This window comes from Pseudomonas sp. FW305-25, assembly GCF_017351415.1.
In the GTDB taxonomy this organism is placed as follows: Bacteria; Pseudomonadota; Gammaproteobacteria; order Pseudomonadales; family Pseudomonadaceae; genus Aquipseudomonas; species Aquipseudomonas chlororaphis.
Genome location: NZ_JACNDE010000025.1, coordinates 55,880 through 69,635, shown reverse-complemented (window position 1 = coordinate 69,635; position 13,756 = coordinate 55,880). Strand labels below are relative to the sequence as shown.

General features: G+C 64.4%; 15 protein-coding genes. 11 read left to right on the top strand and 4 right to left on the bottom strand.

Annotated features, from left to right (window positions below):
* Positions 1–15 precede the first annotated feature (15 nt).
* Positions 16–2,364, bottom strand: coding sequence for an acylase (locus J4E58_RS21695; protein WP_087091083.1), 2,349 nt, complete (start codon positions 2,362–2,364; stop codon positions 16–18).
* 316 nt (positions 2,365–2,680) lie between these two features.
* Here J4E58_RS21695 and J4E58_RS21690 point away from each other — a divergent pair, with 316 nt between their 5' ends.
* Entirely contained in the window at positions 2,681–3,061 is a 381-nt protein-coding gene (locus J4E58_RS21690; RefSeq protein WP_007928587.1) for a hypothetical protein, read from the top strand.
* Positions 3,062–3,079: 18 nt separating this feature from the next.
* Here the strand turns inward: J4E58_RS21690 and J4E58_RS21685 are convergent, their stop codons facing one another.
* Entirely contained in the window at positions 3,080–3,268 is a 189-nt protein-coding gene (locus J4E58_RS21685) for a hypothetical protein (RefSeq protein ID WP_007928588.1), read from the bottom strand.
* A gap of 197 nt (positions 3,269–3,465) precedes the next feature.
* Between J4E58_RS21685 and J4E58_RS32025 the strand changes: the two genes are divergently transcribed.
* Positions 3,466–3,597, top strand: a complete 132-nt coding sequence (locus J4E58_RS32025) for a hypothetical protein (RefSeq protein WP_007928589.1) — start codon at positions 3,466–3,468, stop codon at positions 3,595–3,597.
* Between the two features lie 91 nt (positions 3,598–3,688).
* Here J4E58_RS32025 and J4E58_RS21680 read toward each other — a convergent pair whose 3' ends face one another.
* A complete protein-coding gene (locus J4E58_RS21680) occupies positions 3,689–4,606 on the bottom strand; it encodes a LysR family transcriptional regulator (protein ID WP_087091084.1) in 918 nt (305 codons plus the stop codon).
* Positions 4,607–4,725: 119 nt separating this feature from the next.
* On the opposite strand from J4E58_RS21680, the gene J4E58_RS21675 reads away from it, so the two are divergent.
* Positions 4,726–5,721: an aldo/keto reductase gene (locus J4E58_RS21675; protein WP_087091085.1), complete on the top strand. Its 996-nt coding sequence runs from the start codon at positions 4,726–4,728 to the stop codon at positions 5,719–5,721.
* Between the two features lie 61 nt (positions 5,722–5,782).
* Here J4E58_RS21675 and J4E58_RS21670 read toward each other — a convergent pair whose 3' ends face one another.
* Positions 5,783–6,313 (bottom strand): hypothetical protein, encoded by a 531-nt coding sequence (locus tag J4E58_RS21670; protein ID WP_087091086.1) that lies wholly within the window; start codon positions 6,311–6,313, stop codon positions 5,783–5,785.
* A gap of 526 nt (positions 6,314–6,839) precedes the next feature.
* Between J4E58_RS21670 and J4E58_RS21665 the strand changes: the two genes are divergently transcribed.
* From J4E58_RS21665 to J4E58_RS21630, 8 genes are all read left to right on the top strand, one after another.
* Complete coding sequence (locus J4E58_RS21665; protein WP_087091087.1) at positions 6,840–7,295, top strand: SRPBCC family protein; 456 nt, start codon at positions 6,840–6,842, stop codon at positions 7,293–7,295.
* Between the two features lie 122 nt (positions 7,296–7,417).
* Entirely contained in the window at positions 7,418–9,220 is a 1,803-nt protein-coding gene (locus tag J4E58_RS21660; RefSeq protein ID WP_087091088.1) for a copper resistance system multicopper oxidase, read from the top strand.
* Positions 9,217–10,146 carry a copper resistance protein B gene (locus J4E58_RS21655; protein ID WP_087091089.1) on the top strand — a complete coding sequence of 310 codons (930 nt, stop codon included), beginning with the start codon at positions 9,217–9,219 and terminating at the stop codon, positions 10,144–10,146. The genes J4E58_RS21660 and J4E58_RS21655 overlap by 4 nt, the downstream gene beginning before the upstream one ends.
* Positions 10,147–10,203: 57 nt before the next feature.
* The gene (gene copC, locus J4E58_RS21650) at positions 10,204–10,587 is read left to right on the top strand and encodes a copper homeostasis periplasmic binding protein CopC (protein ID WP_087091090.1); all 384 of its coding nucleotides are present in this window, start codon (positions 10,204–10,206) and stop codon (positions 10,585–10,587) included.
* 3 nt (positions 10,588–10,590) lie between these two features.
* Positions 10,591–11,505 (top strand): copper homeostasis membrane protein CopD, encoded by a 915-nt coding sequence (gene copD / locus J4E58_RS21645; RefSeq protein ID WP_087091091.1) that lies wholly within the window; start codon positions 10,591–10,593, stop codon positions 11,503–11,505.
* 204 nt (positions 11,506–11,709) lie between these two features.
* On the top strand, positions 11,710–12,159 hold the full coding sequence (locus J4E58_RS21640; protein ID WP_016704754.1) for a DUF411 domain-containing protein: 450 nt from the start codon (positions 11,710–11,712) through the stop codon (positions 12,157–12,159).
* Positions 12,156–12,593, top strand: coding sequence for a YqaA family protein (locus J4E58_RS21635; RefSeq protein ID WP_087091092.1), 438 nt, complete (start codon positions 12,156–12,158; stop codon positions 12,591–12,593). The genes J4E58_RS21640 and J4E58_RS21635 overlap by 4 nt, the downstream gene beginning before the upstream one ends.
* Positions 12,594–12,727: 134 nt before the next feature.
* Positions 12,728–13,738 carry an alpha/beta fold hydrolase gene (locus J4E58_RS21630; RefSeq protein WP_087091093.1) on the top strand — a complete coding sequence of 337 codons (1,011 nt, stop codon included), beginning with the start codon at positions 12,728–12,730 and terminating at the stop codon, positions 13,736–13,738.
* Positions 13,739–13,756 lie beyond the last annotated feature (18 nt).

Below are 13,756 nucleotides of genomic sequence, written 5' to 3'. Positions count from 1 at the left end.
GCAGATTGAACGCGCTTACTGGGTCGCGACCTTGCGCAACCGATCGTCCACCTCGTGAATCACCTGCAACCGATACTGCGGGTCCGCCTGGATCTGCTGCTCGGTGAACGGCAACACACTCCACTGCTTCTTCGAGAACGCCTCGGTCTGGTCCCGCGAGTGCGGCGACGCCGGGTCGCTGGACAGGGAAAACGCCAGCAGGCCCTGGGCATGCGGGCCCTGCTCGTCGAAGGTCACCACTTGCAGGTAACTGGTGCCGCTGACCACCTCCCGCTTGCCGTCGGCCGCCGGGATGCTCTGGATCGCGTTGTACACGCCCAGGCTGGCCGGGCCGCCATGAATCGGCGTCTGCCGGCCGCCGCTGCTGACCACCTGGATATCGCCCCAACGGCTGTCGGCCTTCAGGCCCGACTCGGCCACCTGTTGCACCGAGGCCAGCATCGCCGCGCGCAGCGCCTTGGCCACCGGCGGCCGGTCGATCGCCAGGCCGCGCGGCGTGTGCTGCGGGTCCCGGGCATCGAAGGCCACGCGCCAGCGATTATCGACCGCCTCCAGCTGTTCCATGACGTTGCGAAAATGCACCAAGCCCACCCCGCTTTGCAGGTTGGCGCTGCGGTCCCAGGCTTTGAGGCTGGCGCACAGCGGCGCCAGGGCCTGGGCATCGCTGCCCAGGTCGGCGGCACAGAACTGCAGCAGGTCCGGCATCACCTGCCCGGCCTGGTACACCTGGTCGTCCATCACCATGTGCTTGAGGTCGGCGGCGCTCAGCGGCTCGCCCTTGCCCGTGCCGATCAGGCGATTCAGGGCAAAACGCGCGCGCTGCCCCAGCGGCAGGTCCTGCTGGCTGATCAGCGGCGAGAAGCCTTGCAGCGGCGCGGCCGGGTTGACCATCCACGCCGAGTCGTTGGAGTTCTGTACATAATCGCTGCGCAGCAGTTGCGGCAGCTGGCTGGCCGGGTAGATACCCTTTTGCGCGGCCGCCGGGTCGATGTCCCAGGCACAGGTCGCGCGGGAACCGTCGAGAATGATCAGCTGGGTGCCGATCCGCGGGTCGCTGCAGTGGGCGAGTTTTTCCGCGCTGACGTTGGGCACCACCGACTGGTTCATGTACAGCGCCTGACCCTGGTCATCCACGGCCAGGGTATTGACCCAGGGAATACCCTGCAGTCGATGCACCGAAGCTTGCAACTCCTTGAGGCTGCGGGCCTGGTTCATCGCGTACCACTGTTGCAGCACCCGGTCGTTTTCCAGGTTGGCGTCGCGCAGGCTGTAGGCGAAACGGTTGTCCCAGTCCAGCTTGCCGGGCCACTGCACCAGCGGGCCGAATTGCGAACTGTAGACACTGTGGCTGACGGTCGTGAGCTGGCCGTCCTCGCCCTGCACCTTGACGCTGACCGTTTGTTTCTCCAACGGCAGGGACTTGCCGTCGAGCAGGTAGCGGGTCGAGTCCTTGGGGTCCAGTTGCAGGCGGTACAGGGTGAAATGCTTGGAGGTGTCCACCGTGTGGGTCCAGGCCAGGTGCTGGCTGAAACCGATATTGATCATCGGCAGGCCGGGCAAGGCGGCCCCCATGACGTCCAGCTTGCCGGGAATGGTCAGGTGCATCTGATAGAAGCGCATGCCGCCGCCCCATGGAAAATGCGGGTTGGCCAGCAACATGCCGCGACCATTGAACGAGCGCTCGCGCCCCACGGCCACCGCGTTGCTGCCACGGTCCAGGGCGAACCGCTGGCCGCGGGCATCCGCCTGGGCGAAGACCTGGGCCGATGGCTTCAGCTGCGCCGTGACGGATGGCGGGGTCGCGCCCACCAGGGCTTCGGCGAACTGGCCGACACCGCCCTCCACCAACAGCCGGCGAGTCAGCTTGACCAGGTCCAGGGCGGTCAACGGCCGTACCCAGTCACCCTGGCACTGCTCGGGCAGGCCCTGGGCCCGGCGCTCGGCCAGGGAGCGGTTATAGCCGGCGACATACCCTTCGATCAGTTGCCGCACCTGCGGCGTCTGCGCCTGCCAGAAGCCGAACACCGCCTGGGGCGTGTTCAGCCAGTTGAAGAACAGGTCGCTGGTGAGGTTTTCCCGTTGCTCGACGGTCTGCTGCTGTGGACCGAAATACTTCGAACGCTCGCCATTGACCGTCAGCACTTCGTTGGCCAATAGGCACAGGTTGTCCTGGGCGTAGGCGTAACCGATGCCGTAACCCAGCCCGCGTTCGTCGGCGGCGCGAATATGCGGGACGCCAAAACCGGTGCGGCGAATATCGGCGCTTGCCTCGCCGCTCTGGACCTCGCGTCCCTGAGCCGCAAGGCTCAGCCCGAGAAACAAACCCGCAAGGCAAAACCTGGGCAACTGGCTGGAAATAATCACGCCGACTCCTGATCGAAAGAAGATGCACAACCCAGGCTGGCGCGGCATGCCGATGAGCACACAGGGGATACGGATTCCAGCCCGGTAAAGGACGGCGCGACCCGGCATCAGCCAAAGCCCGCCTGCCCTTACAGACGAAACCGCCACGGAAAATTTAGCGCCCTCGCGTCAGGCGCCGATCGCCCGCCAACCTGACGACGACAAAGCCCTCACAAATTTTCTACAACTGATTCCTCATGATTTGCGCGGCTCGTTCGTCTAGTTATGTGAGAGCACCCGTCATTTTCCTGATCAGGCTCTGAAAAGGAGTTTTTGCATGTACGACCCGCAACTGCCAACGGATGGCCACACCGCACAACCCGCGTCCTCCCTGAACGCCGGCGCCGGTGTCTTCGGCAAGCAAGCCGAGCGCAACCGCAACGAACGCATCAGGCACCTGCTCAAGAGCTTCGGCCTGCGCACCAGCCTGATTCGCCTGAAAGTCATCGATGCCTTGCTGCAGGCAGCCGAAAGCCAGCGCGCCCTGGGGGTGCGAGGCATTCACAGTCATTTGCTGGAGCTGGATATCCCGCTGTCGTTCCTCAGCGTGCGCGAGGTGTTGAAGCGGCTGTGCAGCGAAGGCGTGATTACCCTCAATGCGGACAAGAGCTTCAGCCTGCATCAACAGGCTGAAGCCATACTCGACGGCCGCGACTGAGGCCGCCTGGGGTGTCTCTCAAGGCTTGACCTTGCGCCGCATCACGCCATTGATCACGACCACGGTCACCGCCACGCCAATGGCGATGTACTGGAACATTTTCTCGGTGATCATTCCAGCGTTCTGCAGGTAAGAAAGGCCAAGCATGATTCCCAGTACCACCAGGGAAATCACAATCGAATAGATCAAGCGTTGCTTCTGGGTCATTGCGGGTTCCTGAACCTGTAAAGGTGCGGCCTGAAAATGCCGCATGTAAATGTATCGACTCTGTATCGAAACAGATGCCAAACGCCTACCGAGAATCGGGGATGGGCGCGGGCGAACGGGGTCTCATGTTACAGCCGCCGAAGAGTTTTCGCTGCATCGCGGCGGTTTTAACCCCAGAGCCCTTTGAGGACTGCGCAATGTTCCGTCGAATCACCCGGCTGATTCCCCTGCTGGCGATGCTGGCCCTGTCCGGCTGCATCATCTTCCCTCACGACGGCTGGCATCACCGCCATTACGACGGCGGCCCCGGCTACTACTACCACCGCTAAGTCATCCAGAGCGCCAGTATTTCCCCCTTGTAACCCACCACGAAATTGCCCGACGCCCGCCTCGCCGCGGGCGTCTGTCTTTACTGTCGAGCTACGCCAGCCGGGTGTTGTGAATCCCCGGCTGGGCGAACAGCTCCACCAGCCAGTCGACGAACACCCGGACCCGCGTCGACAGGTGCCGGTGCGGCGGGTACAGCGCGCTCAACGGCATCCTGGGTGGCGGGATGTGCCGGAGCACTTCGCTCAGGCGACCTTCGGCCAGCTGCTGGGCGACGTGATAGTAAGGCGTCTGCACCAACCCATAGCCGGCCTCGCAGGCAGCCAGGTAGCCATCGGCGCTGTTGACCGACACCTGCTTGGGCAACTCCGGCAACAGCACCTGGCCCTGCACCTCGAACTCCAGGCCATAACGCTTGCCGCTGACGCTGGAGAAATACTCGATCATCTGATGCCCGGCCAGCTCGTCCAGGCTCTGCGGCACACCGCGCTGGCGCAGGTAGGCGGGACTGGCGCAAGTCACCTGCTCCAGCGCCAGCAACGGCCGGGCCACCAGCGAGTCGTCGAGGCACAGGCCGCCGCGCAACACGCAGTCCACCCCTTCGCGGATCAGGTCCACCGGCCGGTCGTTGAGGCCGATTTCCAGGTCGACCAGCGGGTAGCGCTCGGAGAACGCCGGCAACGCCGGGATCACCACCAACCGCCCGATCCCCGCTGGCATGTCGATGCGCAAGGTGCCGCGCGGGTTGTGGCGCGCGGCGGAAAACACCGCTTCGGTTTCCTCAAGGTCCGCCAGCAGCCGCACGCAACGCTGGTAATAGGCGGTGCCGTCCAGGGTCGGCGTGACCTGGCGGGTGGTACGCAACAGCAGCTGCACGCCCAAATGCGCCTCCAACTGTTTGATCAGCACCGTCACCGAGGCCCGGGGCATCTGCAGGCTGTCGGCGGCCTTGGCGAAACCGCCGAGGTCGACGATGCGGGTGAACACACGCATGGCATTAAAACGGTCCATTGGCTTGGCCTGTCGCGAATTATTTAGAAATTACGAATAGTGATAGCGCTTTTAGCCGGTTTATCTTGTTTTTGTCGAGGAGAACAATGGCCGCCACCCCATCCACCGGAGCTTCTCCTATGCAAACCCGTCAACTGGGCAAGAACGGCCCGCAAGTGTCAGCCATCGGCCTTGGCTGCATGGGCATGACCGATTTCTACACCACCGGCACCGATACCCGGGAAGCCACCGCCACCTTGCATCGCGCCCTGGAACTGGGGATCAACCTGCTGGACACCGCCGACATGTACGGCCCCCACAGCAACGAAATCCTGATCGGCCAGGCGATCCGCGGCAAACGCGACCAGGTGTTCCTGGCCAGCAAGTTCGGTATCGTCCGCAACCCCGGCGACCCGGCGGCGCGCGGAGTGAACGGCCGCCCCGAGTACATTCGCCAGGCGATCGACGGCACCCTGCAGCGCCTGGGCGTGGACACCCTGGACCTGTATTACCAGCACCGCATCGACCCGGACGTGGCCATCGAGGAAACCGTCGGCGCCATGGCCGAGCTGGTGCGGGCCGGCAAGGTCCGCTACCTGGGGCTCAGCGAAGCCTCGGCGGCAACGCTGGAGCGGGCCCACAAGGTGCATCCGATCAGCGCCCTGCAAAGCGAATATTCGTTGTGGAGCCGCGACCAGGAAGACAACGGCTGCCTGGCGGCCTGCCAGCGCCTGGGCATCGCCTTTGTGCCCTACAGCCCGCTGGGGCGAGGTTTTCTCACTGGCGCCCTGAAGAGCCCGGAGGATTTCGCCGACGACGACTACCGGCGTTTCAGCCCGCGCTTCCAGGGTGAGAACTTCACCAGGAACCTGCTGCTGGTGGAACAGGTCAAGCAACTCGCGGCGGCCAAGGGCATCACCGCCGGGCAACTGGCCCTGGCCTGGGTGCTGGCGCAGGGCGATTACCTGATCCCGATTCCGGGCACCAAGCAACGCAAGTACCTGGAGGAGAATGTCGCCGCGCTGCAGGTCCGCCTTGGCGCTGACGAACTGCAGGCCCTGGAACGGATCTTCACCCCCGACGCCACTGCCGGCGAGCGTTACCCGCAAGCGGTGATGGCCTTGCTCGACCGGTAAACAGCCAGCCACAAAAAAGGCCCTCGACCGGTTTATCGGTCGAGGGCCTTTGTTTGTCGCCTCACGCCTTGGTGGAGCGATTCTTGTCGGTCACCGTGGTGCCGTTGCCCTTGCCGTAGCTTTGCAGGTTCTGCAGCACGTAGATGGCTTTCTTGTACTCGGGGATCAGGTAGCTGGCGTACTTGTTGCCCTTGAGGTTGTTGGTCTGGATGTTGTCCAGCTGGATCGCGAAGTACTCCAGGGCATTGAACTTGGCATCCGGGTCGGCCTGCACGCCGAAGCGGTCGAACTTGTCGCCGGCGTTGAGCAGGGTCATCGCCGTCACGTCGCTGATCAGGCCCTTCTGCTTGAGGAAGGTGCTCATGTTGCCCAGCTGCTTGGCGCTGACATTCTCCGGATCGAAACCCTTGATCTGCTTGTGCAGCTTCATTTCGTCCATCTTGAACACGTTCAGCGCCAGCGGGTTCTGGCCGACCAGGGCGAGCATCTGCTTGACCTTGGTGCTCTGGCTGACCGGCTTGCCCCGGGTGCCGGTGTCCTGCACCAGCAGGCCGGCCTTGCTGGTCCAGCCGCCGACATTTCCGATTGTCATAAAAACTCCTGCGTGCGGGCTTCCCGCGACTTTTACCCCTCTTGCACGGCCAACGGGAAGATCGCGCAAGTACAACTAAGGGCCGTCTGGAAAGCCTGATTGAAGGGAAGAGATGTTCGAAGTATCGGCGCGGCAGAAGGTTGCTCCAATAAATATTTCGGGAATTTACAATTTTCGTACATTCTCGATACAAATGTCTGGAAGCCACGTTTTTGCTAGCTGAAACAATTATTTAACAATCGACCCCGTGACAACTAAACGGCAACTTACGGCCATTAATGTACCAAATGGTTAGTTGCGATCAGCTGATCTTCCAAGCATTCATGACGCCATCTTGCGGGGATCTTCCACAAGATTGCCGCGTGGCGGCCCAACTGTGCATGTTGCCCTTCCCTTTACAACGGGAAAGGCTCGCACCGCCCTCTTGATAAGCCACCTCGAAGTCCGCTGAACGGCCGATTTTCGCTCCTCCATGGCAGGCGCGCGGGCAACTATATTTGATGCTCCTACTGCAAGGAGGTGCATCATGGAACAACGTCAGCAGCACCTTTTGGACGAGCTCATCCGCCATGAGCTCTACATCCACGCGCCGATCGATACCGTCTACTACTACGTGACTCAGCCGGATCGCTGGCCCGAGTGGCATCCCGCGTCCCTGCGCGCCGACACCGGCCTGGCCGGCTCGTTGCCAGCGGGGCATCGCTTCGGTAAAACCATCGACCTGCTCGGCCTGCAGATCCACCTGAGCTGCCGGGTACTGGTCGCGGTATTTCCCAAGGAGTTCAAGATCGTCTTCAGTTCTGCGCCGGCAGACGGCTCGATCCACTATCAGTTGTGCAAATACGGGGACGGAACCCTGTTCAAGCGCACCCTGCACTACTGCTCCGACCTCAACCTGCTCAGCCTGCGCCCGCGTATCGAGCACTTGTCCCAACTGGCGCTGGCCAACCTCAAGCGCAACCTGGAACAGATCGCCCACTGATCCGGCAACGGGTGGCGCCCCACTGGCTGACAAATCTGTAATCTTCACCTCAGTTTTCTGACAGGCCGCGCCACTTAAGGTCGCCCCATACCTGACCAGCAGGATCGAGGGAGCCTTGGGGCATGCATGTAAAACCCACACGACGCAGTTTTATCAAGGGCCTGGCCGCCGGCGGCGTACTGGCCGGCACCGGGCTGTGGCAACAGCCGCTCTGGGCACGCAGCGAAGACGGCCAGCTGCCCGCCCTCAGCGGCCAGCAGTTCGACCTGTTCATCGGTGAATCCCAGGTCAACTACAGCGGCACGTCGCGCACCGCGATGACCATCAACGGCGGCCTGCCCGGCCCGCTGCTGCGCTGGCGCGAGGGCGACACCGTGACCATCCGGGTGCGCAACCGCCTCCAGGAGGACACCTCGATCCACTGGCACGGCCTGATCCTGCCGGCCAACATGGACGGCGTGCCGGGCCTGAGCTTCCACGGCATAGCCCCCGGCGGCCTCTACGAATACCGCTTCAAGGTCCGGCAGAACGGCACCTACTGGTACCACAGCCACTCGGGGTTGCAGGAGCAGGCCGGGGTCTACGGGCCACTGGTGATCGAGGCCCGCGAGCCGGAACCCTTCCAGTACGACCGCGACTACGTGGTGATGCTCAGCGACTGGAGCGACGAGGCGCCCGAGCGCCTGATGCACATCCTGAAAAAGCAGCCCGGCTACTACAACTTCCACAAACGCACGGTCGGCGACTTTATCGAGGACGTCAGCCGCGACGGCTGGGCGGCCACCCTCGCCGATCGCAAGATGTGGGCGCAGATGAAAATGACCCCCACCGACCTGGCGGACGTCAGCGGCCATACCTACACCTACCTGATCAACGGCCAGAGCCCGGGCGGTAACTGGACCGGGCTGTTCAAGCCCGGCGAGAAGCTGCGCCTGCGCCTGATCAACGGCTCGGCCATGAGCTACTTCGACCTGCGCATTCCCGGCCTGAAGATGACCGTGGTCGCTGCCGACGGCCAGTATGTGCAGCCGGTCAGCGTCGATGAACTGCGCATCGCCGTGGCGGAAACCTACGACGTGCTGGTCGAGCCCGGCTCGCAGGAGGCCTACACCCTGTTCGCCCAGGCCATGGACCGCAGCGGCTATGCCCGCGGCACCCTGAGCCAGCGTCCGGGGCTGAGCGCGCCCGTGCCGCCCCTGGACCCGCGGCCGCTGATCAGCATGGCCGACATGGGCATGGACCACGGCAGCATGGCTGGCATGGGCGCCATGCCCGGCATGGATCATGGCCAGATGCAGGGCATGGACCACAGCCAGATGCAGGGGATGGATTCCAGCAACATGGCCGGCATGTCGGGCATGGACCACGGCACCATGGGCGGCGCCATGCAAAGCCACCCGGCCTCGGAAGACGGCAACCCGCTGGTGGACATGCAGACCATGAGCCCGACGCCGAAACTCGCCGACCCGGGTATCGGCCTGCGCGACAACGGCCGTCGGGTACTGACCTACGCCGACCTGCGCAGCACCTTCGAGGACCCCGACGGGCGCGAACCGAGCCGCACCCTTGAGCTGCACCTAACCGGGCACATGGAAAAATTCGCCTGGTCGTTCGACGGCATCAAGTTCAGCGACGCCGAGCCCCTGCGCCTGATCTATGGCGAGCGGGTGCGCATCACCCTGGTCAACGACACCATGATGACCCACCCCATCCACCTGCACGGCATGTGGAGCGACCTGGAAGACGAACAGGGGCGCTTCCTGGTGCGCAAGCACACGATCGACATGCCACCGGGCAGCAAACGCAGCTACCGGGTGACCGCCGATGCCCTGGGGCGCTGGGCCTATCACTGCCACCTGCTGTTCCACATGGAGATGGGCATGTTTCGCGAAGTACGAGTGGACGAAGCCGGGAGCGCCGCATGATGCCGAAAAACGTCTTGACCCTGTTCACCACCCTGCTCGGCCTCGGCGCCGCCACCTTGCAGGCCGCCGAAAGCATGGATCACTCCAGCATGGATCATTCGTCCATGCCGGCTTCCGCGATGCAAGGCAACCCGATGCCCGGCATGGACCACAGCCAGATGACCGGCATGGACGGCGAACCGCTGCAGACCATGGAACCCGCGGCGCCCACCCGCAGCCGCACGCCAATCCCGGCACTCACCGACGCCGACCGCCGCGCCGCCTTCCCGCCGGTGTCCGGCCACGGCGTGCACGACAAGGCGATCAACTCGCTGTGGCTGGTCGATCGCCTGGAGTACCAGGACGCCGATGACGGCAGTGCCCTGGCCTGGGAAATGAACGGCTGGATCGGCGGCGACATCGACCGGCTGTGGCTGCGCAGCGAGGGCGAGCGCACTAACGGCCGGGCCGAAAACGCCCAGGTCGAGGCGCTCTGGGGCCATGCCATCGGCCCCTGGTGGGATGTGGTCAGCGGCGTGCGCCAGGACTTCAAGCCCGGCGCGCCGCAGACCTGGGCCGCCCTCGGGCTGCAAGGCATGGCCCTGTACAACTTCGAAAGCCAGGCCACCGCCTACCTCGGCGAAGGCGGCCAGAGTGCCCTGGGGCTCCAGGCCGAATACGACATCCTGCTGACCAACCGCCTGATCCTGCAACCCAACGCAGAGGTCAGCCTGTACGGCAAGAACGACCCGCAACGGGGCGTCGGCTCGGGGCTCTCCTCGCTGGAGGCCGGCCTGCGCCTGCGCTACGAGCTGCACCGCCAGTTCGCGCCCTACGTCGGCGTGACCTGGAGCCGCAGCTACGGCAAGACCGCGGACTACGCCCGTGAAGAAGGCGAAGACAACAGCGAAGCCCGTCTGGTGCTCGGTGTGCGCCTGTGGTTCTGACTTCCCTTCAATAGATAACTAAAAACATCACGCGGCCAATGCCGCCTGGAGCCTTGCATGTCCCACCTCAAGCATCTCATCATCGCCGCCACTTTCGGTGCCGGCCTGTTACTCACCGGCGTCGCCCAGGCGCACCCCAAGCTGCTGGCCTCGACCCCGGCCCAAGGCGCCAAGGGCGCGGCACCGGCGAAGATCGAACTGCAATTCTCGGAACCCCTCACCACCCAGTTCTCCGGGGCTCGGCTGCTGATGACCGGCATGCCCGGGATGAGCCACGCGCCGATGCCGGTCAAGGCCAGCGTGGCCGGCGGCAGCGATCCGAAAAGCATGATCATCAGCCCCGCCGCCCCGCTCGCGAAGGGCAGCTACAAAGTCGAATGGCGGGCGGTGTCCGCCGACACCCATCCGATCACCGGCAACCTGACCTTCGAAGTCAACTGAGCCATGGGCGAACTCATCAACCTCGCCCTGCGTTTTGCCCTGTACCTCGATCTGACGCTGCTGTTTGGCCTGGCGCTGTTCAGCCTTTACGGGCTGCGTGGCGCGCAGAGCCAATGGCGTTTTCGCCGGCCTCTGGCGACCGCCCTGGTGCTGGGCGCGCTGCTGTCGGGCGCCGCGCTGCTGCAGCTGGCGCTGTCGATGAGTGGCGCAACCCGCCTGGCCGAACTGGACCCGGCGCTGCTGTCTGCGCTCATGCTGGAAACCGCTGTCGGCCAAAGCTGGCTGCTGCGCCTGGCGGCGTTGCTGCTGGCGGGGGGGCTGCTTCTGTTCAGCAGTGGCTGGCCGAGGTTCACCCTCTACGGCCTGATTCTGTGCACGGCGGCAGCCCTGGCCACCCTGGCCTGGGGCGGCCACGGGGCGATGAGCGAAGGTGGCCGGCATTACCTGCACCTGGGCAGCGACATCCTGCATTTACTGGGCGCCGGCGCCTGGTTGGGGGCATTGGCGGCTTTCGCCCTGCTGCTGCGCCGTGGCGCCTGCGAAGACGAACCGCAGGCAGGCCACCTGCTCGATGCCCTGAAGGGGTTTGCCAGCCTGGGCATGCTGATCGTGGTCGTCCTGACCATCAGCGGCGTGCTCAACTACCTGCTGATCGTCGGCCCGGACCTGGCAACGTTGAGCGCCAGCACCTATGGCCTGCTCCTCAGCCTGAAGGTGGCGGTGTTCGCCAGCATGCTGGTGTTCGCCGCATTGAACCGCTTCCATCTGGTTCCGCAGCTGGAACAGGCGCTGCACCAGGCCTCGCCCCAGGCAGCCCTGCCCGCCTTGCGTCGCAGCATGGTCCTGGAACTGGCGGCAGCCCTGTTGATCCTAGGCCTGGTGGCCATGCTCGGCATCCTGAGCCCGGTTCCCGAATGAACACCTATCACGGGCGCGCTTCTGTAGGAGCGAGGCTTGCCCGCGATGAACGACAACGCGCAGTACCAGACAACCTGAATGGCCAGCGCTCGGTATAACGTTGAAACACAAGCGCCGCGCCGCGCTCGAGAAAAGTAGCAAAATACGCCACCCTGTCGGCCCAACACCGCGCCCCAAGGCGCCCTGATGATCAAGAGACTTCCTATGCACAACACTCTGCGCCTGGCAGCCCTGTCTGCCCTGCTCGTCGGCTCCCTGGCCCAGGCCGCCGACCTGATCCCGATCGATGTGCACCGCGACGCCAATTGCGGCTGCTGCAAGAAATGGATCGAGCACCTGCAAGCCAACGGCTTCAAGGTCAACGACCACGTCGAAAGCAACATGAGCGAAGTCAAGCAGCGCCTGGGCGTGGCCCCGCGCCTGGCGTCGTGCCACACCGCGGTGATCAACGGCAAATTCGTCGAAGGCCATGTGCCGGCGGACCAGGTGCTGGCCCTGAGCAAGCGCGATGACCTGCTCGGCGTCGCCGCTCCCGGCATGCCCATGGGCTCGCCCGGTATGGAAATGGACGGCATGCCCGCCGACGCCTACCAGGTCATCGGCTTGACCAAGGACGGCAAGGACGTAGTGGTCGCGGACTACCCGGCCCATTGATCCTCACCGCCTGCCTCGGCCTGTTCCTGGCGGCCTTCGGCGCCGCCACCCTGCTGCCGCTGCAATCCGAGGCCGTGCTGGTGGGGCTGCTGCTCAACGGCCAGCACCCGGTCTGGCTGCTGCTGGCCGTCGCCACCCTCGGCAATGTCCTGGGCTCCCTGGTGAACTGGTGGCTGGGCCAGCGCCTGGAACACTACAAGGACCGCCGCTGGTTCCCCGTCGGCCCACGCCATCTGCAACGGGCCCGCAGCCATTACCAGCGCTACGGCCACTGGTCCCTGCTGCTGAGCTGGCTGCCGATCATCGGCGACCCGCTGACCCTGGTGGCCGGAATCATGGGCGAACCGCTAAAGCGCTTCCTGCTGGTCGTCACCCTGGCCAAGGGCGCGCGGTATGGCGTGCTGGCCTGGATGACCCTCGGCTGGGTCGGTTGAGCTGACGGGGCACGCCTCCAGGCTCATAAGCATGACCACGAAGGGAACGTTTCGCCCTGGCGATGGCCTCTGCTTATTAATGTCGCGCTAATCACGCCGCGCCAGGATCGGCTCATTTCCCTCGGAGGTCATGTATGTCTCGTAGGTTCGCCTGCTGGTTACCCAGCCTGTTGCTGACCGCCACCCTGCCCGCCCTTGCCGCCGAAGGCCCGGCCTACGGTCCCGAGCTGCAGGGCTTCGACTATCCCTACCCGCTGCAGCACTTTGCCTTCGAGTCCCAGGGCCAGGCCTTGCAGATGGGGTATATGGATGTGCCGGCCAAGGGCACGCCCAACGGTCGCAGTGTGCTGCTGATGCACGGCAAGAATTTCTGCGGCGCGACCTGGGACACCTCGATCAAGGCCTTGAGCGACGCCGGTTACCGGGTCATAGCCCCAGACCAGATCGGCTTCTGCACCTCCAGCAAGCCCGAGCACTATCAATACAGCTTCCAGCAGCTGGCGCAGAACACCCGGCAACTGCTGGACCGGCTGGGCGTCCGGCAGGTCAGCCTGCTGGGCCATTCCACCGGCGGCATGCTGGCCACCCGTTATGCCCTGCAATACCCCGAGCAGGTGCAGCAACTGGCGCTGGTCAATCCGATCGGCCTGGAAGACTGGAAGGCCCTCGGCGTGCCCTACCGCAGCGTCGACCAGTGGTACGTCCGCGAGCTCAAGCTGTCGGCCGAAGGCATCCGCAACTATGAACGCAGCACTTATTACGGCGGCCGCTGGCAGCCGGAATTCGAGCGCTGGGTGGACATGCTCGCCGGCCTCAACAAGGGCCCGGGGCACACGCGGGTGGCGTGGAACTCGGCGCTGATTTACGACATGATCTTCACCCAGCCGGTGTACTACGAGTTCAAGGACCTGAAGATGCCGACCCTGCTGTTGATCGGCACCTCCGACACCACGGCGATCGGCAGCGATATCGCGCCGCCGGCGGTCAAGGCGCGGATCGGCAACTACCAGGTGCTGGGCAAGCAGGTGGCCGGGCTTATCCCGCGCTCGACCCTGATCGAGTTCCCGGGCCTGGGCCACGCCCCGCAGATGGAACAACCGGCGCAATTCCACCAGGCCCTGCTGGGCTGGCTGGCGTCACATTGATGCGTTTTCCCCGGAGCC

Excerpts from the sequence above, each read along its gene's own strand:
- copD (WP_087091091.1), top strand. The coding sequence starts at position 10,591 with ATGGGCGAACTCATCAACCTCGCCCTGCGTTTTGCCCTGTACCTCGAT.
- J4E58_RS21655 (WP_087091089.1), top strand. The coding sequence starts at position 9,217 with ATGATGCCGAAAAACGTCTTGACCCTGTTCACCACCCTGCTCGGCCTC.
- J4E58_RS21690 (WP_007928587.1), top strand. The coding sequence starts at position 2,681 with ATGTACGACCCGCAACTGCCAACGGATGGCCACACCGCACAACCCGCG.
- J4E58_RS21680 (WP_087091084.1), bottom strand. The coding sequence starts at position 4,606 with ATGGACCGTTTTAATGCCATGCGTGTGTTCACCCGCATCGTCGACCTC.
- J4E58_RS21670 (WP_087091086.1), bottom strand. The coding sequence starts at position 6,313 with ATGACAATCGGAAATGTCGGCGGCTGGACCAGCAAGGCCGGCCTGCTG.
- J4E58_RS32025 (WP_007928589.1), top strand. The coding sequence starts at position 3,466 with ATGTTCCGTCGAATCACCCGGCTGATTCCCCTGCTGGCGATGCTGGCC.
- J4E58_RS21630 (WP_087091093.1), top strand. The coding sequence starts at position 12,728 with ATGTCTCGTAGGTTCGCCTGCTGGTTACCCAGCCTGTTGCTGACCGCC.
- copC (WP_087091090.1), top strand. The coding sequence starts at position 10,204 with ATGTCCCACCTCAAGCATCTCATCATCGCCGCCACTTTCGGTGCCGGC.
- J4E58_RS21665 (WP_087091087.1), top strand. The coding sequence starts at position 6,840 with ATGGAACAACGTCAGCAGCACCTTTTGGACGAGCTCATCCGCCATGAG.
- J4E58_RS21675 (WP_087091085.1), top strand. The coding sequence starts at position 4,726 with ATGCAAACCCGTCAACTGGGCAAGAACGGCCCGCAAGTGTCAGCCATC.
- J4E58_RS21685 (WP_007928588.1), bottom strand. The coding sequence starts at position 3,268 with ATGACCCAGAAGCAACGCTTGATCTATTCGATTGTGATTTCCCTGGTG.
- J4E58_RS21660 (WP_087091088.1), top strand. The coding sequence starts at position 7,418 with ATGCATGTAAAACCCACACGACGCAGTTTTATCAAGGGCCTGGCCGCC.
- J4E58_RS21640 (WP_016704754.1), top strand. The coding sequence starts at position 11,710 with ATGCACAACACTCTGCGCCTGGCAGCCCTGTCTGCCCTGCTCGTCGGC.